The 21,870-nt window shown below is 53.7% G+C and carries 21 protein-coding genes; 15 read left to right on the top strand and 6 right to left on the bottom strand.

The genetic code is table 11. The features are described 5' to 3' along the window. Positions 1–3 precede the first annotated feature (3 nt). Together ACTJI9_RS10620 and denD are read right to left on the bottom strand one after the other, a co-directional pair. Positions 4–777, bottom strand: a complete 774-nt coding sequence (locus ACTJI9_RS10620; RefSeq protein WP_115054656.1) for an SDR family oxidoreductase — start codon at positions 775–777, stop codon at positions 4–6. Further along, positions 774–1,763: a D-erythronate dehydrogenase gene (gene denD / locus ACTJI9_RS10615; RefSeq protein WP_354342932.1), complete on the bottom strand. Its 990-nt coding sequence runs from the start codon at positions 1,761–1,763 to the stop codon at positions 774–776. The genes ACTJI9_RS10620 and denD overlap by 4 nt, the downstream gene beginning before the upstream one ends. A 208-nt stretch (positions 1,764–1,971) precedes the next feature. Here denD and ACTJI9_RS10610 point away from each other — a divergent pair, with 208 nt between their 5' ends. Next, positions 1,972–2,997: a LacI family DNA-binding transcriptional regulator gene (locus ACTJI9_RS10610; protein ID WP_307281906.1), complete on the top strand. Its 1,026-nt coding sequence runs from the start codon at positions 1,972–1,974 to the stop codon at positions 2,995–2,997. Here ACTJI9_RS10610 and ACTJI9_RS10605 read toward each other — a convergent pair. Beyond that, positions 2,994–3,308 carry a hypothetical protein gene (locus ACTJI9_RS10605; RefSeq protein ID WP_440807859.1) on the bottom strand — a complete coding sequence of 105 codons (315 nt, stop codon included), beginning with the start codon at positions 3,306–3,308 and terminating at the stop codon, positions 2,994–2,996. The two genes, ACTJI9_RS10610 and ACTJI9_RS10605, sit on opposite strands and share 4 nt — an antisense overlap. Before the next feature lie 56 nt (positions 3,309–3,364). On the opposite strand from ACTJI9_RS10605, the gene ACTJI9_RS10600 reads away from it, so the two are divergent. The 8 genes from ACTJI9_RS10600 (at position 3,365) to ACTJI9_RS10565 (ending at position 12,076) form a co-directional block, all read left to right on the top strand. Continuing rightward, positions 3,365–4,129, top strand: a complete 765-nt coding sequence (locus ACTJI9_RS10600) for a DeoR/GlpR family DNA-binding transcription regulator (RefSeq protein ID WP_115054813.1) — start codon at positions 3,365–3,367, stop codon at positions 4,127–4,129. A gap of 113 nt (positions 4,130–4,242) precedes the next feature. Continuing rightward, entirely contained in the window at positions 4,243–5,784 is a 1,542-nt protein-coding gene (gene glpD, locus ACTJI9_RS10595; RefSeq protein WP_440807856.1) for a glycerol-3-phosphate dehydrogenase, read from the top strand. Positions 5,785–5,932: 148 nt separating this feature from the next. Next, a complete protein-coding gene (locus ACTJI9_RS10590) occupies positions 5,933–7,015 on the top strand; it encodes an ABC transporter ATP-binding protein (protein WP_440807853.1) in 1,083 nt (360 codons plus the stop codon). A gap of 3 nt (positions 7,016–7,018) precedes the next feature. After that, positions 7,019–8,086: an ABC transporter ATP-binding protein gene (locus ACTJI9_RS10585; RefSeq protein WP_440807850.1), complete on the top strand. Its 1,068-nt coding sequence runs from the start codon at positions 7,019–7,021 to the stop codon at positions 8,084–8,086. 2 nt (positions 8,087–8,088) lie between these two features. Next, the gene (locus ACTJI9_RS10580) at positions 8,089–8,955 is read left to right on the top strand and encodes a carbohydrate ABC transporter permease (protein ID WP_115054661.1); all 867 of its coding nucleotides are present in this window, start codon (positions 8,089–8,091) and stop codon (positions 8,953–8,955) included. Between the two features lie 79 nt (positions 8,956–9,034). Beyond that, entirely contained in the window at positions 9,035–9,853 is an 819-nt protein-coding gene (locus ACTJI9_RS10575) for a carbohydrate ABC transporter permease (RefSeq protein WP_115054815.1), read from the top strand. Next, positions 9,853–10,260 (top strand): DUF2160 domain-containing protein, encoded by a 408-nt coding sequence (locus ACTJI9_RS10570; protein WP_307281917.1) that lies wholly within the window; start codon positions 9,853–9,855, stop codon positions 10,258–10,260. The genes ACTJI9_RS10575 and ACTJI9_RS10570 overlap by 1 nt, the downstream gene beginning before the upstream one ends. A 91-nt stretch (positions 10,261–10,351) precedes the next feature. Continuing rightward, on the top strand, positions 10,352–12,076 hold the full coding sequence (locus ACTJI9_RS10565; protein ID WP_440807846.1) for an ABC transporter substrate-binding protein: 1,725 nt from the start codon (positions 10,352–10,354) through the stop codon (positions 12,074–12,076). 120 nt (positions 12,077–12,196) lie between these two features. Here the strand turns inward: ACTJI9_RS10565 and ACTJI9_RS10560 are convergent, their stop codons facing one another. From ACTJI9_RS10560 to ACTJI9_RS10550, 3 genes are all read right to left on the bottom strand, one after another. Further along, positions 12,197–12,403 (bottom strand): autotransporter outer membrane beta-barrel domain-containing protein, encoded by a 207-nt coding sequence (locus ACTJI9_RS10560; protein WP_440807844.1) that lies wholly within the window; start codon positions 12,401–12,403, stop codon positions 12,197–12,199. Continuing rightward, positions 12,400–12,876 carry a hypothetical protein gene (locus ACTJI9_RS10555; RefSeq protein WP_440807841.1) on the bottom strand — a complete coding sequence of 159 codons (477 nt, stop codon included), beginning with the start codon at positions 12,874–12,876 and terminating at the stop codon, positions 12,400–12,402. Before ACTJI9_RS10555 ends, ACTJI9_RS10560 begins: the two co-directional genes overlap by 4 nt. A 248-nt stretch (positions 12,877–13,124) precedes the next feature. Then, positions 13,125–14,288 carry a dihydrodipicolinate synthase family protein gene (locus ACTJI9_RS10550; RefSeq protein ID WP_440807839.1) on the bottom strand — a complete coding sequence of 388 codons (1,164 nt, stop codon included), beginning with the start codon at positions 14,286–14,288 and terminating at the stop codon, positions 13,125–13,127. Between the two features lie 258 nt (positions 14,289–14,546). Between ACTJI9_RS10550 and ACTJI9_RS10545 the strand changes: the two genes are divergently transcribed. From ACTJI9_RS10545 to ACTJI9_RS10520, 6 genes are all read left to right on the top strand, one after another. Continuing rightward, positions 14,547–15,584, top strand: a complete 1,038-nt coding sequence (locus ACTJI9_RS10545; protein WP_307281928.1) for a LacI family DNA-binding transcriptional regulator — start codon at positions 14,547–14,549, stop codon at positions 15,582–15,584. Next, on the top strand, positions 15,581–16,582 hold the full coding sequence (locus ACTJI9_RS10540) for a Gfo/Idh/MocA family protein (RefSeq protein WP_307281933.1): 1,002 nt from the start codon (positions 15,581–15,583) through the stop codon (positions 16,580–16,582). Before ACTJI9_RS10545 ends, ACTJI9_RS10540 begins: the two co-directional genes overlap by 4 nt. A gap of 18 nt (positions 16,583–16,600) precedes the next feature. Then, the gene (locus ACTJI9_RS10535; protein WP_440807837.1) at positions 16,601–18,202 is read left to right on the top strand and encodes an acyl CoA:acetate/3-ketoacid CoA transferase; all 1,602 of its coding nucleotides are present in this window, start codon (positions 16,601–16,603) and stop codon (positions 18,200–18,202) included. After that, complete coding sequence (locus ACTJI9_RS10530; protein WP_440807834.1) at positions 18,195–18,974, top strand: enoyl-CoA hydratase/isomerase family protein; 780 nt, start codon at positions 18,195–18,197, stop codon at positions 18,972–18,974. The genes ACTJI9_RS10535 and ACTJI9_RS10530 overlap by 8 nt, the downstream gene beginning before the upstream one ends. Continuing rightward, positions 18,974–20,482 carry an aldehyde dehydrogenase family protein gene (locus tag ACTJI9_RS10525; RefSeq protein ID WP_337354054.1) on the top strand — a complete coding sequence of 503 codons (1,509 nt, stop codon included), beginning with the start codon at positions 18,974–18,976 and terminating at the stop codon, positions 20,480–20,482. Before ACTJI9_RS10530 ends, ACTJI9_RS10525 begins: the two co-directional genes overlap by 1 nt. A gap of 105 nt (positions 20,483–20,587) precedes the next feature. Then, positions 20,588–21,835, top strand: coding sequence for an ABC transporter substrate-binding protein (locus tag ACTJI9_RS10520; protein ID WP_115054672.1), 1,248 nt, complete (start codon positions 20,588–20,590; stop codon positions 21,833–21,835). Positions 21,836–21,870 lie beyond the last annotated feature (35 nt).

Genomic DNA, 21,870 nt, shown 5'->3' with positions numbered 1-21,870 from the left:
GCTTTACCCGCGTCCGACCAGCGGCATTTTAGTTGCCATGATCGTCATTGTCAGTACGTTCGCGTCCAGTGGCAGGCTTGCCATATAGACAACAGCATCGCCAATGTGATGCGCCGGTATGGTTGGCTCACTGGCGATCTCGCCATTTGCCTGCATCACGCCGCCCGCCATTTTCGATGTCATCTCAGTCGTGGCATTGCCAATATCGATCTGCCCACAAGCAATATCGAACGGTCTGCCATCCAGCGCCGTCGATTTGGTCATGCCGGTCACGGCATGTTTCGTCGCCGTATAGGGCGCTGTATTGGGGCGCGGAGTCTGGGCTGAAATCGAGCCATTATTGATAATGCGGCCGCCTCGGGGCGATTGTGCTTTCATCAGCTTCATCGCCTGCTGGGTGCAAAGAAATACACCTGTCAAATTGGCGCCGACGATTGAGGTCCAGTGCTCGAAAGTCAGCTCTTCCATGGCAATGTTCGGGACATTGATACCCGCATTATTGACCAGAAGGTCCAGCCGCCCATACTCGCTCTTGATCGCCTCAAAAAGCGCTGCGACAGAGTGGGGATCGCTGACATCCGCGGTGATCGGCTTGACCGTGCCGCCAGTATCTTTGGCCAAAGCATTGGCCGCATCGTCAAGCACGTCTTGGCGCCTGCCGGAAATGACCACCGTATAGCCGACCCCAAGAAGCGCAGTTGTGATGGCCTTGCCGACGCCTGTGCCGCCACCTGTCACCAGCGCAATTTTTCCCTTGCCCGAATCGATCACGCTCATGCTGGAATCTTTCCGCCGAGTTCGTCGTCAATATGCGCTTTGATAATGTCGTCAAAGGCGGTCTCTGCCTTGAAACCAAGCTTGCTGGCTCGCGACGTATCAAAATCCGTTGCCCAGCCGGACACGATTTTCTGGATCGTGGCATCGGGCTCACGGCGGATGAGTTTGACTGCCTTGTCACCGGCCACGCGCTGAAGAGCGGCAATTTCTTCGCCAACAAGCGCCGAAAGGCCGGGCATGGAAAGATTGCGCCTTGGACCGACCTGTTCAAGGTCTAGCGTTGCGGCGTGGATAAAGAAGCCGACCGCCGAACGCGGGCTGGCAAACCAGTGCCGCACATTCTCATCGACGGGAAGAATTGCTTCCTGTCCCGATAACGGCTCGCGCAGAATATTGGAGAAAAATCCCGATGCCGCTTTATTCGGCTTGCCGGGGCGAATGCAGATTGTGGGCAGGCGAATGCCGATCCCGTCAAAAAAACCTCTGCGGCTGTAGTCTGAAAGCAAAAGCTCCGAAATTGCTTTTTGCGTGCCATAGCTCGTGAGTGGTGTCGTAAAAAACTCGTCGCCGATCTTGTCGGGGAAAGGCGCGCCGAAAACCGCGATGGAGGAGGCAAATATAACACGCGGCTTGTAAGGCGCTTTTTGGCCCTCAATGCGGATGGCTTCGAAAAGCCAGCGCGTGCCATCGAGATTGATCTTGTAGCCCTTCTCGAAATCCGCTTCCGCTTCGCCTGAAACGATTGCTGCCAGATGGAAGATCATGTCCGGACGGGCGGCAACGAGCCTGTCTGCCACACCGGGATCGGACAAATCAGCGGCAATTGTCTGCGCAATACCGGCAAAGGTTGCCGGTGCCACGGGTTCGAAAACATCAACCAGTGTCAGCTTGTCTATGTCGGATCCAAGCGCGCCGGGTTCGGCAGCGATCTTGTCCAGAAGCTTGCGGCCAACCATTCCGGCTGCGCCGATCACCAAAACATGCATATGCGGTATTCCTCCCTCAAGCCCCTCCCGGGCTTAAAACAATTCCAGCAGAATGGACCCGGTTTTCGTCCGGAATTGTGAAAACAAGCCAGCGACTGAACATTTGTATGTTAGCGCTGTCATAAAGTTATGCACACTGACTAGCGTTCATCAAGCGTTTTATGGTAGCGCTGTCATTATTCTTGGAAAATGCTCTGGATTCGAGCCTATGACCCGCAAGAGAAATGCCAATCGAAACGCCGGTGCACCGACTTTGGCGGATGTGGCGCGGCTGGCTGGCATGAGTGAGATCACGGTTTCGCGCGTCGTTCGCAATCAAGGTCCCATTGCGGATGCGACGCGAACACGCGTCTTGGCCGCCATTTCCCAGCTTGGCTATATTCCCAATCGCGCTGCGGGGAGCCTCGCTTCCGCCGCTTCGACATTGATGACTGTGCTCTTGCCATCATTGTCGAACATTGTCTTTCCCGATGTCCTGCGCGGAATCCACACTGCTATCACCGAAACAGGGTTTCAGTCGGTCATTGGTGTTACCGATTATGATCCGCTGATTGAAGAGCGTATTCTTCTGTCATTTCTTGCCTGGCAACCAGCCGCTGTGATTCTGGCCGGCTTGCATCACACGCCCACAGCGCGAAAACATCTCGAGCAGGGCCGGTTCCGCGTTGCGGAGCTTATGGACATTGATGGCGATCCTGTGGATATAGCTGTCGGCATGTCACATCGGCAGGCTGGCTATGAAACCGGGCGGCACCTTATTGAGCGCGGATACCGAAGATTTGGCTATGCCGGTCATATGTTGATTTCCGATGACCGTGCAAAGGCGCGCTATCAGGGGCTGTGTGAAGCCTTAAGGGAGGCTGGTCTTTCGCTCGTCGGCGAAATGCGTGTCCCCGGCGGCGGCTCGACAATAGCCGGGCGGGAGCTTCTGGAAAAACTGCTTGCAGCCCATCCCGATTTGGATGTGGTGATTTTCCCTAATGACGACATGGCTATGGGCGGTATTTTCTACTGCATCCATGCGGGAATTGTCATCAAAGAGAGGCTCGGCATATTCGGCTTCAATGGGCTGGATATCGGGCAGGCAATGCCTCTGCCGCTCTCAACTATTCTTTCCAAGCGATTTCTGATTGGCAAAACTGCGGCGGAAAAGCTGCTTGAAAGCCGCGAGCGTCCCCCGGAAAAAACCATTATCAATACTGGTTTTGACATTATCGAGGGCGCTACTGCCTAGAGCGTTTTGCGTTTTGATAGATTTAAAATGACGCTTCTTAAGTCTTTGTTTTTACGCAATTCCGGACGGAAAACCGCTACACACTTTTCCTGGAATTGCTCTAGGTGCTGCAGCAGCTTCGTGCGTGGTTCGACAAGCTCACCATGAGGGAAGGTAATGGGCTGCATGATTAACGGCCAGCGGTGCAAATCTTGACTCCTGCAATCCTCAACTTCCCTCATGGTGAGCTTGTCGAACCACGCACACCAATCATGCAGGCAGTAATTCCCACCCACCTTTAAAATGCCTTTCGCTTTACTCACGATTGACATACAGCAATTTTCGTTTTCGTATAGACACTACAAAAACGAAAATGAAAGCTGGTTCCATGTTCCTCGCTCCCAGACATGCCGAAATTCTGGAGATGGCCAAGGAGCATGGTCGCGTCCTTGTTGATGATCTGGCAATGCATTTCAATGTAACGCCGCAAACCATTCGCAAAGACCTTAACGACCTCTGTGATCAGCGCCTTCTCAACCGAATTCACGGCGGCGCATTGTTTCCATCCGGGGTGCAAAATCTTGAATATGAGGCGCGGCGCTTGATAGCAGCGGGCGAGAAGGAAGCCATAGGTAAAGCTGCCGCTGAGTTGATCCCCGACAATGCATCGCTGTTTGTGAATATCGGCACGACGACAGAGGCTGTTGGGCAGGCATTGCTGGACCGTAAAGGTCTGATGATAATCACCAATAATATAAATGTTGCCAACAGGTTACGAATTTACCCCGATATTGAGGTGGTCATTGCCGGCGGTGTCGTGCGTGGCTCCGATGGCGGTATAGTCGGCGAGGCAGCGGTCGATTTCATCCGCCAGTTCAAGGTGGATTTCGCTGTTATAGGAACCTCGGCAATCGACAGTGATGGCGCCTTGCTTGATTTTGATTTTCGCGAGGTCAAAGTCGCGCAGGCGATCATGGCCAATGCGCGCCACGTGATCCTTGTCTCGGACTCGACCAAGTTCGAGCGCACTGCACCCGTTCGCATCGGCCACTTGTCGCAGGTCAACACCTTCATTACCGACCGCTGCGAAAGTGAGGCAATACGCCGGATATGCAGCGATGCAGACGTCAGATTGATCGAAACATCTGTCTGAAACCGGCTCTTGTGCGCTCTTCCATTGCGCGCTATAGTTCATTTTAGTTTCGTATTGCTTTCGCAATTATAGCATTTTCATTTCGCATATGCGAAGAGATGGTGCGTTGCGAAATGAGGGTGGGGAAATTGAAGGGTCAGGTTTACGATATCTTCGTTATAGGCGGCGGCATTAATGGCTGCGGCATTGCGCGTGACGCTGTGGGCCGCGGCTATTCGGTTTTCCTTGCCGAGATGAACGACCTTGCCAGCGGCACCTCCTCCGGTTCGACAAAGCTTATCCACGGTGGTTTGCGTTATCTCGAACATTATGAATTCCGCCTTGTGCGCGAATCGTTGATGGAGCGTGAAGTTCTCTGGGCCTGCGCGCCGCATATTATCTGGCCCATGCGTTTCGTGCTTCCGCATCATAAAGGCCTGCGTCCGGCATGGCTGCTGCGGCTTGGTCTTTTCCTTTATGATCACATTGGCGGACGCAAGAAGCTTCCGGTAACCCGTACTCTGGATATGACGCGCGATCCGGCCGCAAAGCCGTTGAAGTCGCTTTATACCAAGGCTTTCGAATATTCCGATTGCTGGGTTAATGATGCGCGCTTCGTGGCGCTCAACGCCCGCGATGCCGCCGATCGAGGTGCGGTCATCCGCACGCGGACAAAAGTTGTAAGTGCGATGCGCGGTGCCGATCATTGGACGCTGACATTGCAGGATACTTTGACCGGCGCCAAGGAAGATGTGCAGGCAAAGCTCGTCGTCAATGCTGCCGGACCTTGGGTTGATGAAGTTCTGACCGGCGTAGTGGGCAGCAATGATGCGCATAATGTACGCCTGGTGCAGGGCAGCCATATCGTCGTAAAGAAAAAGTTCGACGATCCACGGGCCTATTTTTTCCAGAATACAGATGGGCGTATTATCTTCGCCATTCCCTATGAGCAGGATTTCACGCTGATTGGTACAACCGATCAGGATTATCACGGCAATCCGGCGGACGTGAAAATCAGCGATACCGAAATTGATTATCTTTGTGCAGCGGCCAGCGAATATTTTGTCGAGCCGGTGAAGCGCGAAGATGTGGTCTGGACCTATTCGGGTGTGCGTCCGCTTTATGATGATGGTGCGTCCAAAGCGCAGGAAGCAACGCGCGATTACGTATTGAAAACCGATGCGTCGGAGGGCCGGGCGCCGATCCTGAACATTTTTGGTGGCAAGATCACCACATATCGGCGTCTGTCCGAGCATATGCTTGAGAAAATTGAAGACCAGCTTGGCAAGCGTGGTAAGCCATGGACGGCAACCGGTACGCTGCCCGGCGGGAATTTCGCAGTAAACGCATTCGACAGTGAATTGCAGATATTGAAGTCTGACTATCCGTTTCTGACAGCTGCCCATGCACATCGGCTTTTCCGGCTTTATGGCACCAAGGCACGTGTGCTGCTTGGAAATGCAAAATCGCTTGGCGATTTGGGTAAGCATTTTGGATCGGATCTTTACGAGGCGGAAATACGCTATCAAATTGAGCATGAATGGGCGCTTACCGCGCAGGATGTGCTGTGGCGCAGGACCAAAAGAGGCTTGCATTTGAGCGCTGATGAAGCGGCTGCTCTCGATCAATTCATGGAAGGTGCAGTCGACAGGCGGCGCGCCATGGCTGCAGAATAAATATACTGCTGAGGCGCGGTAACGCGCATCGGCTCAAGAGCAATTCCAGGAAGGTGGGAACCGGTTTTCCGTCCGGAATTGCGTAAAGGCAAAGAGTTAGAGCGCTTCCCGTTTCTGTTTGGGTGGAAGTGCTTCGGGAGGAGAAGTAATGCTGGAATTGCGAAATGTATCCAAAATGGTGAGCGGCAAGCTCCACCTCAGCGATATATCGCTGACTTTGGAACATGCGACGCTGAATGTGTTGCTTGGACCCACTCTGTCCGGCAAAACCAGCCTCATGCGCATCATGGCAGGTCTCGATGTGCCAACTTCCGGCTCTGTCTGGTTCGATGGTCAGGATGTGACGGGCGTTCCGGTTCAAAAGCGCTCGGTTGCCATGGTCTATCAGCAGTTTATCAATTATCCGGCCTTCACGGTCTATGAGAACATTGCTTCGCCAATGCGTGTTGCCGGTGCTGACAAGGCAACTATTGATCGCGAAGTGCGCAAGGCCGCTGAAATCCTCAAGCTTACGCCCTATCTCGACCGCACGCCGCTTAGCCTGTCCGGCGGCCAGCAGCAGCGCACTGCGCTTGCGCGGGCCATCGTCAAAAACGCCAAGCTGGTGCTGCTCGATGAGCCTTTGGCCAATCTTGACTATAAGCTGCGCGAAGAGCTGCGTCAGGAATTGCCACGCATTTTTGCCGAATCCGGCACGATCTTTGTTTATGCGACCACTGAGCCTCATGAAGCCTTGCTGCTCGGCGGCAGCACGGCAACCCTCTCCGAGGGGCGGGTAACGCAGTTTGGTTCCACAATTGATGTGTTCCGCAAACCGGATGATCTTATCACGGCGCAGACCTTCGCCGACCCGCCGCTGAACACAATTGCCTTGGCAAAGTTCGGCAAGGCATTTCAGCTGGAAGGCGGCGTTACCCTGCCGATCCCGTCGCATCTGACCGATATCGCTGACGGCACCTATACGATCGGCTTCCAGCCGCACCACATCAATACGGTTCGCGGCAGTGCCGATGAAATCGGATTGAAGGCCCGCGTGACAGCCACTGAAATTACCGGTTCGGAAAGCTTCGTCCATCTGTCCTTCGCCGATGCGCGCTGGACAATGCTCGCTCACGGCATCCACATTTACACGCCCGATGAAGAAATCGACATTTTCATCGACCCGCGCAACCTGATGATCTTCGATGGCAACGGCAATTCCATTCGCCGCGCCCAGAAACTGGCGGCATAGATAATGGCACGTATTGATCTCAACCATATCCGCCACGCCTACGCTCCTAATCCGAAGTCGGATAAGGACTATGCGCTGCGCGAGGTCCACCACAGCTGGGAAGATGGCGGTGCCTATGCGCTGCTGGGACCTTCCGGTTGCGGCAAGACCACGCTGCTCAATATCATTTCAGGCCTGATCCATCCGTCCCATGGACAATTGCTGTTCAACGGTCAGGATGTCACCAATCTTTCGACGCAGGAACGCAATATCGCACAGGTGTTCCAGTTCCCGGTCATCTACGACACCATGACGGTTTACGATAATCTTGCCTTCCCCCTGCGCAATCGCGGCGTTGCGGAATCCGAGATCGACGTCAAGGTGCGCGAGACGCTGGAGATGATCGATCTTGCGAGCTGGTCCGGCAAGAAAGCCCGTGGTCTGACGGCGGATCAGAAGCAGAAGATATCGCTCGGTCGCGGCCTTGTCCGGTCTGATGTGAACGCTATCCTTTTCGATGAGCCACTGACCGTGATCGACCCCCATATGAAATGGGTTCTTCGCTCGCAATTGAAGCAGCTGCATCAGCGTTTTGGCTATACAATGGTTTATGTCACACATGATCAGACGGAAGCGCTGACTTTCGCCCAGAAAGTCGTCGTCATGTATGATGGCGAGATCGTGCAGATCGGTACGCCAGAAGAATTGTTCGAGCGGCCAAAGCATACCTTCGTTGGTTATTTCATCGGCTCGCCAGGCATGAATGTCATGCCGGTCAAGCTTGCAGGCGGAATGGCGCAAATTGGTGCGCACGCAATACAACTTCCTACACCTGTTACCCCCGCCGATGCGAAGAAAATCGAGCTTGGTATCCGCCCGGAATATATCCGCATCGGTCGTTCCGGCATGCCGGTAAAAATTGCCAAAGTGGAAGATATTGGACGACACAAGATCGTGCGTACCCGACTCGAAAATCAGGACATTGCCGTCATCGTTGGCGAAGGCGAGGATATCCCTGCCGATCCGCACATCACCTTCGACCCGAAGGGCATAAATATCTATGCCGATAGCTGGCGCGTGGGAGGGTTATAATCATGGAAAAAACCTGGAACAATAAAGCCTGGTTCATGGTCCTGCCGGTTTTGCTGCTCGTGGCTTTCTCGGCGGTAATCCCGCTGATGACCGTGGTCAATTATTCAGTGCAGGATACGTTCGGCAATAACCAGTTCTTCTGGGCCGGCACAGAATGGTTCACGGAAATGCTCACTTCCGAGCGCTTCCATTCGGCTCTTGGTCGCAACCTCTTCTTCTCGTTCATTATCCTTCTCATCGAGATTCCGCTGGGGATCGTCATTGCGCTGAATATGCCGCGCAAGGGCTGGGGTGTTCCGGTTTGTCTCGTGCTGATGGCTTTGCCGTTGCTTATTCCGTGGAATGTGGTTGGTACGATCTGGCAGGTGTTCGGGCGTGTTGATATCGGCTTGCTCGGCCATACGCTGGAACGCCTCGGGATCAACTATAATTATGTGCAGAATCCGCTGCATGCCTGGTTCACGGTCATCATTATGGATGTCTGGCACTGGACCAGCCTGGTCGTGCTGCTGTGCTATGCCGGGCTGGTTTCGATCCCCGATGCCTTTTATCAGGCGGCAAAGATTGATGGTGCATCGCGCTGGGCAGTGTTTCGCTACATTCAGTTGCCAAAGATGAACCGTGTGCTTTTGATCGCCGTTCTGCTGCGCTTCATGGACAGTTTCATGATCTATACCGAACCCTTCGTCGTCACAGGTGGTGGTCCCGGCAACTCGACCACTTTCCTGTCCATTGATCTGGTCAAGATGGCGGTTGGCCAGTTCGATCTTGGACCGGCGGCAGCCATGTCGCTCATCTACTTCCTTATTATCCTCCTGATGTCATGGGTGTTCTACACCGTCATGACCAATTATGATGCGGAGCGCTGAGATGTCAGAATCTGTCGCCCGTACCGCAGTTAGTGTCAGCCCTGAACAGGCCAGAATGGATAAGGCTCTTGCCCGCCGCATGCGCAAGCGCGGGGATGAATCGAAATTCTGGTGGTTGATCCCGACGCTTTACATCTTTTTCCTGATGCTGCCGATCTATTGGCTCATCAATATGAGCTTCAAAACCAATCAGGAGATTTTGGGAAACTTTTCCCTTTGGCCGCAAAGTCCGACCTTGCGGAACTATGCGGTCATCTTCACGGATCCCTCATGGTATAAGGGTTATATCAACTCGATCATTTATGTGGGCATGAACACAGTGATTTCGGTGCTGGTCGCCTTGCCTGCGGCCTATGCCTTTTCGCGCTACCGGTTCCTCGGCGACAAGCATTTGTTCTTCTGGCTTTTGACCAATCGCATGGCACCGCCAGCTGTTTTTGCGCTGCCATTCTTCCAGCTTTATTCGGCCTTCGGCTTGATCGATACGCATATCGCCGTTGCTCTGGCGCATTGTCTGTTCAACGTGCCGCTGGCTGTGTGGATTCTGGAAGGCTTCATGTCGGGCGTGCCAAAGGAAATCGACGAGACCGCCTATATTGACGGCTATTCCTTTCCGCGCTTCTTCGTGAAGATATTCATTCCGCTGATCGCAAGCGGCATCGGCGTTGCTGCCTTCTTCTGCTTCATGTTCTCATGGGTGGAATTGCTTATTGCCCGCACGTTGACGACGACTGCGGCAAAACCAATCGCTGCTATCATGACGCGCACGGTTTCTGCGTCGGGCATGGATTGGGGCGTGCTGGCTGCGGCCGGCGTCTTGACCATCATTCCCGGCGCCATCGTGATCTACTTCGTCCGCAACTATATCGCCAAGGGCTTTGCCCTGGGGAGGGTGTAATGGAAAACACACGGCGTTGGCCTCTGGCGCTTCTCGCTGTTCTTGCGGCCTATGCAATCTTGGCGGGCCTGCTTGTCACAGCTGTGCCGTTGAAAAGCGGTGCGCGGGATTGGTTCGGAGCACTTGCAGGTGGCGGTTGGATGGCCTGGACATTTCCGACAGCGCTGTTTTTCCTGACCATCTTTGCGCTCATATCGCTGATGGCGGTCTGGGAATATGCCTCGCCGGGCGGCAATCCGCGCATCGGCATATTACGCTTTGAAACCACGCGCGGCGACAGGCTTTTCGTGTCGCTGCTCGGCAGTGCTTTTATCCACCTCGCCTGGCTCGGTCTTGTTGGCCCGAATATCTGGTGGGCTCTAGCAATCTCTGTGGTCTACGCCATTGGCGTATTCCGCTTTGTCTAAAGCATCGGACTGAAATCCGATGCCCTAAATTGAAGGTCTGGCATCCGCCAGTCATTCAACACCTGCAAATCGCAACTCTGGGAGGACTGAAATGCGAACGCGAATTCTAACGACAACAACAGCACTTGCGCTGCTATTGGGGGCGGGAAGTGCCCGTGCGGGCATGGACGAAGCCAAAGCTTTTCTCGACAAGGAAATCGGCGATATGTCGACCCTTGATCGGGCTGCGCAGGAAAAGGAAATGCAGTGGTTTATCGATGCTGCAAAGCCTTTCGCAGGCATGGATATCAAGGTGGTTTCGGAAACGATTACCACCCATGAATATGAGTCCAAAACTCTGGCTAAAGCATTTACTGATATTACCGGCATCAAGATCACCCATGATCTCATCGGTGAAGGCGATGTCGTTGAGAAGCTGCAGACACAAATGCAGTCCGGCGAAAACGTCTATGATGCTTACGTCAATGATAGCGATCTGATCGGCACGCATTGGCGCTACCAGCAGGCGCGCAGCCTGACCGACTGGATGGCCAATGAAGGCAAGGACGTTACCAATCCTGGTCTTGATCTGGCTGACTTTATCGGCACCAAGTTCACGACTGCTCCTGATGGCAAGCTGTATCAGTTGCCGGACCAGCAGTTCGCGAACCTTTATTGGTTCCGCTATGACTGGTTCAACGACGAAAAGAACAAGGCCGACTTCAAGGCGAAGTATGGTTATGACCTCGGTGTGCCGGTCAATTGGTCAGCCTATGAAGACATTGCCGAATTCTTCACCGGTCGCGAGATCGACGGCAAGAAAGTCTATGGTCACATGGACTATGGCAAGAAGGACCCATCGCTCGGTTGGCGCTTCACCGATGCCTGGCTCTCCATGGCAGGCAATGGTGACAAGGGTCTTCCAAACGGTTTGCCCGTCGATGAATGGGGCATCAAGGTCAACGAAAAGTCACAGCCGGTCGGCTCCTGCGTTGCGCGCGGCGGCGATACAAATGGCCCGGCTTCCGTCTATTCGATCCAGAAATATCTTGACTGGATGAAGGCCTATGCACCGCCGGAAGCGCAGGGCATGACCTTCTCGGAATCCGGTCCCGTTCCTGCACAGGGCAATGTTGCCCAGCAGATATTCTGGTACACGGCCTTCACTGCCGACATGGTCAAAAAGGGCCTGCCGGTCATGAATGATGATGGCACGCCGAAATGGCGCATGGCTCCTTCGCCACATGGCGTTTACTGGAAAGACGGCATGAAGCTTGGTTATCAGGATGTGGGTTCCTGGACCTTGCTGAAGTCGACACCGGATGATCGCGCCAAGGCAGCTTGGCTCTACGCCCAGTTCGTCACATCAAAGACTGTGGACGTCAAGAAGAGCCATGTAGGTCTGACCTTGATCCGCGAAAGCTCCATCCAGCATGAAAGCTTCACCAAGCGCGCTCCGGAACTTGGTGGTCTGATCGAGTTCTATCGTTCGCCTGCCCGTGTTCAGTGGTCGCCAACCGGCACCAACGTTCCTGACTATCCAAAGCTGGCTCAGCTATGGTGGCAGGCAATCGGCGATGCATCCTCCGGTGCCAAGACTGCACAGGAAGCGATGGACTCGCTTTGCGCCGAGCAGGAAAAGGTCATGGAACGTCTGGAACGCGCTGGCATTCAGGGCGATATCGGACCGAAAATGGCTGAAGAACATGATCTTGCCTACTGGAATGCCGATGCGGTCAAGAATGGCCACCTCGCACCACAGTTGAAGATCGAAAACGAAAAAGAAAAGCCCCAGACCATCAATTATGACGAACTGGTCAAGAGCTGGAACAAGTAAGCTTGAGGCATTGAGGGGAGGGGGCGGCGCTTCGGCGCCGCCCTTTTTCTTTGGTATATTGCGATTGCCCTAGAATAGAAGCAACAAGGACGGCCTCATCTGCCGCCCTCTATTACCATCCTAAAACCGCACGCTCAGATCGGCCTTGATGGCATTGTCATGTGACTGGCTGGAGAACTGGCCGGTATAGCTGACACCGATGCTGGTGGCCTTGCTAATGCCGAAGTCCAATCCCGCCTCGATGAGAGCGGCATCCTTGGCAATGCCGGTGCCTTCAACCGTAAAGCCCTGCCCGCCGTTGAAGGCAAGGCTTGCCTGCGGCGTCACATCGCCAAAGCCATGGTTCCACCGTAACCGCCTGAGCCACCTCTCATTTCAAGGTGTTTTCCGGAGTGGCCAGCTTCCTCTTTCGTGTGGATATGGTGTTTTTTGCCGCCTTGCCCACCTATGCCACCATTACCCCCGATAACATTGCCATTATAGGTCGGATCGTTTGATTGCAAAATGGTTATGCCCACACCGCCCACACCGCCTGATCCTCCGGTTCCGCCAAGCTCCTCTTTGTCATCATGGCTATCATCTCCTACCTGACCGTTGTCTCCTTGTTTACCGACCACACTTACGACTGGGGCAGGGTCTGCCTGGGCGAGAGGATTGAGGCAAAAGCAAGCGATCCCGGCAATTGATGCTAATTTTGCGGCCTTCCAAAACTTGAGATGGCCTGTTCTCTTCGAGGGAACGTAAGAACTATGGTACGAAAGCGGTGAGCGGTTTGAATTGCTCAAAAAGTCGATCTTCATAATGAACTCCGGAAATATGCAAAATTTAAAATAAACTTGGGACGGATGGTTAAACGTACTCCAGCACGTGCCTTTACTGCGCAAATGGATCAGCGCGTCGACCTCCTTTGGATTGGAAAGAGCTGACGAAAATTGACGATGCTTGGGCAGAAAATTCCGCCGTGCCGTCTATAGGAAAAGCGTTTAGTTATTAAATAACATTACAAAAATCAATGCTCTTTTTGGCTTAGATGGTCGTTATCCCATTTTTACAATCCGTAGACCTGCATCAGGCTCGTCATGCGGGCCACTGCTAAATCAGGCTTGTCCAGAACGTTTGCCTGATCGGCGAGACGGAAAATATCCGCATAGTGAACAATGCCGCGTGCCGATTGCATACCTGCGGGCATGATGAAATGTGGCTGGTGGCCGTTGAGCCAGGCGAGGAATACAACGCCGGCTTTGTAATATTGTGTGGGGGCTTCGAAAATCTTGCGCGAGAGCGGAACAGTAGGCTCAATGATTGAACGGAATGCCTGTGTTTCACCTTTGGCGAGATGAGCTAGCGCTTTGGAGGCCGAGGGGGCTACCGCATCAAAAATGCCGAGCAAAGCATGGCTGTAGCATTCCCCATCGCCTTCTATCAGTTCCGCATAGTTGAAGTCATCGCCGGTGAAGCAGAGAACGCCTTCCGGCAGGCGTTTGCGCAGTTCGATCTCGCTGGCATTGTCGAGGAGGGAAATCTTGATGCCTTCGACCTTGTCTCTATTGTCATTGATAATCGCGAGCACTGTCTCCAGCGCCTTGTCGAAAGAGGAGGAACCCCAATAACCGGCAAGTTGCGGATCAAACATGTCACCCAGCCAATGCAGCACGACTTTCTCACGCGTCTGCGCGAGAATATTTCCATAGACAGCGCGATAGTCTTCCGCTGAGCGAGCTATGCGGGCCAGCGCTCTGCTGGCCATCATTACTGCGCGTCCACCTTCAGCCTCAATAAAATCAATCTGGGTTTCATAGGCGTCGATGACGTCCTGTAGCGTCTTGGCGTTTTCGGGTGCAAGCTGATCTGTACCGGCACCGCAGGCAAGATCAGCACCCGGAACAGTGCGCGACTCTGCCAGTGACCGGCGGATCAACTCGCGTGCAACTGGCCAATCGACCCCCATGCCGCGCTGCGCTGTATCCATCGCCTCTGCAATCTTGAAACCAAGTGACCAGAGGTGGTGACGAAACGCCAAGGTTGCATCCCAATCAATGGCTGGCGAACCCCAAGGTGTCGAATCCCGAAGCGGATCAGAAACAATATGCGCAGCTGCGTATGCAATGCGATTGAAGACTGGCGGGCTGGCTGGAAAGGCAATTGGGGTGCCTATCAGCTTGTAATCGCAGATTGCACTATCCTGATCTGGCAACTTCAAGGTGTGGGTCATTGCTTGGCTCCCATCGAACAAGTCACAAATATTTTGGAACGATCCAAAATACAAGCAATAAATGGAAATTGGATGAAGGTCGGCGTGTAATGGGAGCGTATGGCCAAAAAGCTGCGGATTTTTGCCGAAGAATGCACGAAAATTCCCCAAAAATTTCTACCATAAATGGAATAATTGGTGTGTTAGGTTATGTTAAATATTCACTTGACCTTTTTGGAACGTTCCAATTATATATCGCATAGGTTGGAGGATATGCTTTTGAGCCGGACCAGAACAAGCATCGTGGATATAGCGCGCGCCGCTGGTGTGTCGAAATCCACTGTGTCGTTGGTCCTCCAGAAAAGCCCTCTCGTCAGCGAGACTACCCGTGAAAAGGTCAATGCTCACATCAAGGAGCTTGGCTATATTTATAATCGCGGCGCCGCCAATCTTCGTCAGTCCAAATCGAAAATCGTTGGCATTGTCGTCAATGATTTGACCAATAGTTTCTTCGCCGAACTGGCCGTCGGGATGGATATGGTGGTTCAATCGGCTGGTTATGTTCAGTTCCTTGCCCATAGCGGCGAGAGCGTCGACCGCCAACGCGAGGTCATCGCTTCCATGCGGGAGAACGGTATTGCAGGGTTGATCCTGTCACCGGCGCGGGGAACAGAAGCTAGTGATATCAAAGCATTAGTGGGCGGCGACATTCCGGTTGTGGTCGTTGTGCGTAATCTGCCCGGCGCAAAAGTATCGACACTTCTGTCCGATAATTATGCCGGTGCAAAAGCGGCTGTGCGCCATTTGATCTCGCTGGGACATTCCCGGGTCGCCTTCATGGGCGGCTTCCAGGATACAGCCGTGTTTGGTGAACGGCTTCGCGGATATCGCGATGCGTTGCAGGATGCGGGCATCGCGGCGGAAGAAAAATACACCATTCATTCGGCGCCTTCACGCGCTGGCGGAGTCGTCGCATTGGAGCGTCTAATGACTATTCCAGAGCGCCCAACAGCAGCACTATGCTTGAATGATGCTGTGGCTTTTGGTGTTTGCGATGGTCTGCGAGCCCATGGCCTTGAGCCCGGAAAATCCTTTGCAATCATAGGCTTCGATGATGTGATCGAGGCGAAGACTGCGGTGCCGGCATTAACAACTGTATCTGTTGATCCTCAGGGAATGGGCCAGCGAGCAGCCCAGCTGCTGCTCAAGCAAATCAATTCGGGGCAACGGGATCAGGAGGCGATCACGACTTCGGTACGGCTCGTCGTTCGCCAGAGCTGCGGTGCACCTGTAAAGCAATTGGAGGAAATAGAGTGATACGTTGGGGATTGATCGGGGCCAGCACGATTGCGCATGAATGGGTGATCGATGCAATCCGCGCCAATGGCGGCGAGATCGTTTCAGTCATGAGCGCCAATGCCGAGCGCGGTGCAAAATATGCCGCCGATCATGGCATTGCTCATTCGGTTACGGCGCTGGACGAATTACTGAGCGGACAACCCATTGATGCCGTTTATATTTCGACTACCAACGAGCTGCACAAAGATCAGGTTCTGGCTTCGGCAAAGGCCGGAAAACACGTGCTTTGCGAGAAGCCTTTGGCGACCAGTCTGGACGATGCGAAGGCGATGGTGGCCGCGTGCAAAGCTGCGAATGTTGTCTTCGCCACCAACCATCATCTGCGCAATGCCGCGACCCATACAGCCATGCGTGATGCGATTGCCGCCGGCAAGATCGGCAAGCCACTGGCGGCGAGGGTATTTCACGCTGTTTACTTGCCGCCGCATTTGCAGGGCTGGCGACTTGATCGCCCGGATGCGGGTGGGGGAGTCATCCTCGACATCACCGTACACGATACGGATACGTTGCGTTATGTTTTGGGCGATGATCCGGTAGAAGTCATTGCTTCCACTCAACAAAGCGGTTTGGCTAAGGCTGATCTTGCTGATGCCGTTATGGGCATCATGCGCTTCAAATCCGGCTTGATCGCCATGTTTCATGACGGGTTCACAACCAAATACGCCGATACCGGATTCGAGGTGCATGGCACTGAAGGATCTCTCGTTGGCCGTAATGTGATGTCGCAAAAGCCCGTCGGCATCGTGACATTGCGCAATGCCGATGGCGAATTCGAATTAAAACTCGATCACCAAAACCTTTACGAAACTGGCATCGCCAAATTTCACGCAGCAATAGCCGGAAACGGCAAACCGGCAGCAGACGGCGAAGATGGACTTTGGTCGCTGGCTGCGGGTCTGGCTGTAGCGGAAGCGGCGAAAACCGGGGTGACCCAACCAATTGATCCTGGTCTTTGAGAAGAACGAAAAAGAAGTATGAACAAGCACATAACACCAGAACAGGCTGCAGAACTCATCCCTGATGGAGCCGTTGTCTCGGTATCTTCATCAAGTGGTCTCGGCTGTCCAGATCTGATGCTAAAGGCAATTGGTGCCCGTTTCGATGCAACGGGGCATCCGCGCGACCTCACCACGCTGCACCCAATCGCAGCCGGTGATATGAGTGGCATTAAGGGCGTCGATTACATTGCGAAGAAGGGCCTGCTGAAAAAGATTATCGGTGGTTCCTATCCGTCGGGACCTTCATCTTCTGAGCCGCCCTTGATCTGGCAAATGATCGGTAGTGATGAGGTTGCGGCCTATAATGTTCCGTCCGGCATTCTGTTTGATATGCATCGCGAAGCCGCCGCCAAACGTCCGGGCGTATTGACCAAGATTGGTTTGGATACATTTGTCGATCCGGACCGGCAGGGCTGCGCTATGAATGCCTCAGCCGCGAAAGAAGCACTCGTCCGGAAGGTTAATTTCGAGGGTGAGGAATGGTTGTTCTTCAAGCCTGTTATTCCGCAGGTTGCTATCATTCGTGCCACGACTGCCGATGAGCGCGGCAATCTGACTTACGAACATGAGGGCGCCTATCTTGGTGGTTTTGATCAAGCATTGGCCGCGCGCAACAACGGCGGAATTATTATTGCGCAGGTAAAGCGAATTACCAAAAGCGGGTCCTTGAAGCCGCATGATGTGCGCGTGCCCGGCATTCTGGTCGATTATATTATTGTAGATCCAGATCAGAAACAAACCACGCAAACCATTTACGATCCGGCAATTTCCGGAGAAATTTCTCATCCGCTTGAGGATTTTGCCCTTGCTGATTTCGGCATTCAAAAAGTGATTGCACGCCGGGTTGCCTGCGAATTGGAGGCAGGCAGCGCCGTTAATCTCGGTTTCGGTATTTCAGCAAATGTGCCTCGCATTCTGCTTGAAGAAGGCCTGCATGGCACTGTCACTTGGGTGATCGAGCAAGGGCCGGTCGGTGGCATCCCGCTGCTGGACTTCGCATTCGGTTGTGCATCCAATGCCGAAGCTTTTGTTCCTTCACCGCACCAATTTACCTATTTCCAAGGCGCGGGCTTCGATGCATCGCTTCTTTCTTTTCTGGAAATCGACAAGTCCGGGTCGGTCAATGTTTCAAAGCTCAGTTTCCGTCCTCACGTTACGGCGGGTGCCGGAGGCTTTGTCGATATCACGGCAAGGGCAAAGAAGATTGTCTTCTCGGGCATGTTTAATGCCGGTGCGAAAGTCCATATCGAAAACGGCAAACTTGTTATCGAGAAGGAAGGCAAGCTTAAAAAGCTTGTCAACGAAGTCGAACATGTCACCTTCTCCGGCCGCCGGGCGATAGAACAGGGTCAGGACATCACTTACGTGACAGAACGCTGCGTTATGGTTCTACGGCCAGAAGGCCTGGTTTTGACGGAAATCGCGCCGGGGGTCGATCTGCAAGCGCATATTCTCGATCAATCCGATTTCCCGCTGGTTGTTGCGCGCGATCTGAAACTAATGGACGCCCATCTGTTTGCCTCGGAGCCATTTGGTCTGAAACTGCCACAGAAAAAGCCGAGGACACTCCATGACTGAGGCTCGTATCCACGTTTCAATTGACGGTCATGTCGCAATCATAACCATTGCGCGGCCCGAAAAACTGAACGCTCTGGACATCGACATGTTGAAGGAGTTGAGCGCGGCTTGTGACACAGTTGAAGCTGATGGCCGGGTACGTGTCGCAGTCCTGACAGGAGAGGGAAAAGCGTTTTCCGCTGGCGGTGATATCAAGGCTTGGGCAGCAATGACGCCAAATGAATTCGGACATGCCTGGGTCCGTTTTGGTCATCGCGTTTTCGAGCGCCTTGCGACTGTGCGGATGCCGCTGATTGCAGCGCTTAACGGGCATGCACTGGGTGGTGGGCTCGAGCTTGCTGCGGTTGCGGATATCCGTATTGCAGAAACGCATATCAAGCTTGGTCTACCGGAAACTGGCTTGGGAATGATCCCCGGCTGGTCGGGCACGCAGCGCCTCACATTGCGGTTTGGCGCGCAGGCTGTGCGGCGGATGGCTTTGGGTGGCGAGGTTTTCAGTGCTGACGAAGGACACGCCCTAGGGCTTGTCGATCATGTGGTTGAAACAGGCACTGCGCTCGATACCGCCAGGGCTTATGCAGAACGCATTGCCAAACGCGGACCATCCGCCATCGAAGTGGCAAAACTCATGATCGCTTCTGCCAATGGCGAAGACAATGGAACAGCGGTCGAAGCCCTAGGCTCGATCCTCGTAGCAAAGACAGCGGACCTGAAAGAAGGTGTTTCGGCATTTACCGAAAAGCGTGAGCCCGCGTTCAAAGGAGAATGGTAATGACAGTTCTGGTACGTCCACAAGCACTTGAAAATTTCAAGGTGCGTGAATTCCAGATGCTGATTGATGGCAGATGGACCAATGGCGCTGCGGGCGATGTTATTGAGCGCAAAAGTCCGGGACATGGCGTTGTGGTCTCACGGTATCAGGCGGGTACGAAAGTTGACGCAGAGCGCGCAATCGCTGCCGCGCGCTCTGCGTTTGATACTGGCCCATGGCCGTATATGACGGGCGCAGAACGCTCTAATATATTGCTTAAAGCAGCCGATCTCATCGCTGCCCGTGCCGACGAGCTTGCTTATCTTGACTGCATTGAGTCAGGAAAACCGATAAGTCAGGCAAATGCCGAGCTTGGCGGTGCAGTGGATATCTGGCGTTATGCTGCTGCACTTGGTCGTGATCTTCATGGCGAAAGCTACAACACACTTGGTGACGGAACATTGGGCGTTGTCCTGCGCGAGGCTATTGGCGTTGTCTCCATCATTACGCCTTGGAACTTTCCATTCCTGATCGTTAGTCAAAAACTGCCATTTGCGCTCGCTGCGGGCTGCACCGCAGTGGTCAAGCCATCGGAGCTTACATCCGGGTCGACATTGCTGCTTGGCGAAATACTCATGGAGGCAGGCGTTCCTTCGGGTGTCGTCAATATAATTGTCGGAACAGGTCCTGAAGTTGGCGCGCCGATGACGACGCACCCCCATGTCGACATGGTTTCCTTCACCGGCTCGACCGGGGTTGGTAGGCTAACGATGGCGAATGCTGCACAGACTTTGAAAAAAGTATCGCTGGAGCTGGGCGGCAAGAATCCCCAGATCGTATTCCCCGATGCAAATCTGGATGACTTTATCGATGCGGCGGTTTTCGGAGCTTATTTCAATGCAGGTGAGTGCTGCAATGCCGGGTCGCGCCTGATTGTCCATCGGGACATCGCGGATGACGTTGTGGCCCGCGTCGCGGCTTTGTCCGCTCGCGTGAAAGTCGGCGATCCGCTTGATCCTAACACCAAGGTTGGGGCCATTATCACGCCTGAACACCTGACGAAAATCAATGATTATGTTCGCAATGCCGCCTCGTCAGGAGCAGATATCAGCCACGGCGGCGAGCCGCTAAACCTGGGTATGGGGCAATTCATGTCGCCGACAATTCTCTCTGCGGTGAAGCCCGAAATGGCAGTTGCGCGCGAGGAGGTTTTCGGGCCCGTTTTATCAGTTCTGACATTCGATACTTTGGACGACGCGGTTCGTATAGCCAATTCCATTGACTATGGGCTGTCCGCAGGCGTCTGGAGTCGAGACTTCGACACCTGCCTGAGCGTGGGACGCCGGGTGCGGGCGGGTACAGTATGGATGAATACCTTCATGGATGGCGCATCGGAGCTGCCATTTGGGGGATACAAGCAATCCGGCCTTGGCCGGGAACTCGGGCGGCATGCCGTCGAGGACTACACGGAAACCAAGACATTGAACATGCATATAGGTAGTAGGAAAGTAGTATGGTCGACCAATTAAATCGATTGTAAGAGCCATTCTGCATGCTGTATGAATGTTCCGGACTTGGGGGAACTTCAGTCGGTTTGTTGGATTTTTATCTCTTTTTTCTCACGGGAGGACTAAATGAAAAAGTTGATGAATACTGTTGCCGCAGCAGCCATGCTGATGGGTGTTGCAACAGCAGCTCGCGCTGCTGAAAACGTTGAGGTTCTGCACTGGTGGACATCCGGTGGTGAAGCGACAGCACTGGAAGTGCTGAAGAAGGATTTGGAAGGCAAGGGTATCAGCTGGTCTGATATGCCTGTCTCTGGCGGTGGCGGTACAGAAGCCATGACAGTTCTTCGTGCTCGCGTCACAGCGGGAAATGCTCCGACAGCGGTGCAGATGCTGGGTTTTGACATTCTCGATTGGGCAAAGCAAGGCGCGCTGGGCAATCTCGATGAAGTTGCAGCGAAAGAAAAATGGGACGATGTAATCCCGACAGCTCTGCAGAAGTTCTCGAAATATGACGGCCATTGGATTGCAGCCCCGGTAAATGTGCATTCGACCAACTGGATCTGGATCAATAAGGCAGCGCTGGACAAGGCCGGTGGCAAGGAACCTGCAAACTGGGACGAGTTGATTGCTCTTCTCGACAAATTCAAGGAGCAGGGCATTACGCCAGTCGCTCATGGTGGTCAGCCTTGGCAGGACGCAACGATTTTCGATGCTGTCGTTCTGTCGCTCGGCAATGACTTCTACAAGGCCGCATTCATTGATCTTGATCCGGCTGCTCTCGGCGGCGAGAAAATGAAGGAAGCTTTCGACCGCATGACCAAGCTGCGCAGCTATGTGGATGACAATTTCTCTGGTCGCGACTGGAATCTTGCGTCCGCCATGATCATCGAGAACAAGGCCGGCCTTCAGTTCATGGGTGACTGGGCAAAGGGTGAATTTGTCAAAGCCAAGAAGGAGCCAGGCAAGGATTTTGTTTGCATGCGCTTCCCCGGCACCCAAGGGTCTGTGACATTCAACTCTGACCAGTTTGCAATGTTTAAGGTCAGTGAAGAAAAGGCCAAGCCCCAGCTCGTTATGGCATCGGCAATCGAAAACCCTGTCTTCCAGTCAGCGTTCAACGTGGTCAAGGGTTCTGCTCCTGCCCGTACCGATGTTCCGGATACAGACTTTGATGCTTGCGGCAAGAAGGCGATCAAGGATCTTGCCGAAGCCAACAAGGCAGGCACGCTCTATGGTTCGATGGCTCACGGCCATGCCAACCCGGCTGCCGTGAAGAATGCGATTTATGACGTGGTAACACGCCAGTTCAACGGCGATCTGTCGTCTGAAGATGCTGTCAAGGAACTCGTTTCCGCCGTTGACGCTGCCAAGTGAGCATACATCTCTGTTCGGGGCGATTTCGCCCCGAA

This window comes from Phyllobacterium sp. 22552, from assembly GCF_052044585.1.
Taxonomy (GTDB): domain Bacteria; phylum Pseudomonadota; class Alphaproteobacteria; order Rhizobiales; family Rhizobiaceae; genus Phyllobacterium; species Phyllobacterium ifriqiyense.
Note: the sequence above shows the minus strand (reverse complement) of the source record. Positions and strands in the feature narration are given on the sequence as shown.

Bases quoted from the DNA above. Each gene is read 5' to 3' on its own strand.
- ACTJI9_RS10620 (WP_115054656.1), bottom strand. From the start codon at position 777: ATGAGCGTGATCGATTCGGGCAAGGGAAAAATTGCGCTGGTGACAGGT.
- denD (WP_354342932.1), bottom strand. From the start codon at position 1,763: ATGCATGTTTTGGTGATCGGCGCAGCCGGAATGGTTGGCCGCAAGCTT.
- ACTJI9_RS10610 (WP_307281906.1), top strand. From the start codon at position 1,972: ATGACCCGCAAGAGAAATGCCAATCGAAACGCCGGTGCACCGACTTTG.
- ACTJI9_RS10605 (WP_440807859.1), bottom strand. From the start codon at position 3,308: ATGTCAATCGTGAGTAAAGCGAAAGGCATTTTAAAGGTGGGTGGGAAT.
- ACTJI9_RS10600 (WP_115054813.1), top strand. From the start codon at position 3,365: ATGTTCCTCGCTCCCAGACATGCCGAAATTCTGGAGATGGCCAAGGAG.
- glpD (WP_440807856.1), top strand. From the start codon at position 4,243: ATGAGGGTGGGGAAATTGAAGGGTCAGGTTTACGATATCTTCGTTATA.
- ACTJI9_RS10590 (WP_440807853.1), top strand. From the start codon at position 5,933: ATGCTGGAATTGCGAAATGTATCCAAAATGGTGAGCGGCAAGCTCCAC.
- ACTJI9_RS10585 (WP_440807850.1), top strand. From the start codon at position 7,019: ATGGCACGTATTGATCTCAACCATATCCGCCACGCCTACGCTCCTAAT.
- ACTJI9_RS10580 (WP_115054661.1), top strand. From the start codon at position 8,089: ATGGAAAAAACCTGGAACAATAAAGCCTGGTTCATGGTCCTGCCGGTT.
- ACTJI9_RS10575 (WP_115054815.1), top strand. From the start codon at position 9,035: ATGCGCAAGCGCGGGGATGAATCGAAATTCTGGTGGTTGATCCCGACG.
- ACTJI9_RS10570 (WP_307281917.1), top strand. From the start codon at position 9,853: ATGGAAAACACACGGCGTTGGCCTCTGGCGCTTCTCGCTGTTCTTGCG.
- ACTJI9_RS10565 (WP_440807846.1), top strand. From the start codon at position 10,352: ATGCGAACGCGAATTCTAACGACAACAACAGCACTTGCGCTGCTATTG.
- ACTJI9_RS10555 (WP_440807841.1), bottom strand. From the start codon at position 12,876: ATGAAGATCGACTTTTTGAGCAATTCAAACCGCTCACCGCTTTCGTAC.
- ACTJI9_RS10550 (WP_440807839.1), bottom strand. From the start codon at position 14,288: ATGACCCACACCTTGAAGTTGCCAGATCAGGATAGTGCAATCTGCGAT.
- ACTJI9_RS10535 (WP_440807837.1), top strand. From the start codon at position 16,601: ATGAACAAGCACATAACACCAGAACAGGCTGCAGAACTCATCCCTGAT.
- ACTJI9_RS10530 (WP_440807834.1), top strand. From the start codon at position 18,195: ATGACTGAGGCTCGTATCCACGTTTCAATTGACGGTCATGTCGCAATC.
- ACTJI9_RS10525 (WP_337354054.1), top strand. From the start codon at position 18,974: ATGACAGTTCTGGTACGTCCACAAGCACTTGAAAATTTCAAGGTGCGT.
- ACTJI9_RS10520 (WP_115054672.1), top strand. From the start codon at position 20,588: ATGAAAAAGTTGATGAATACTGTTGCCGCAGCAGCCATGCTGATGGGT.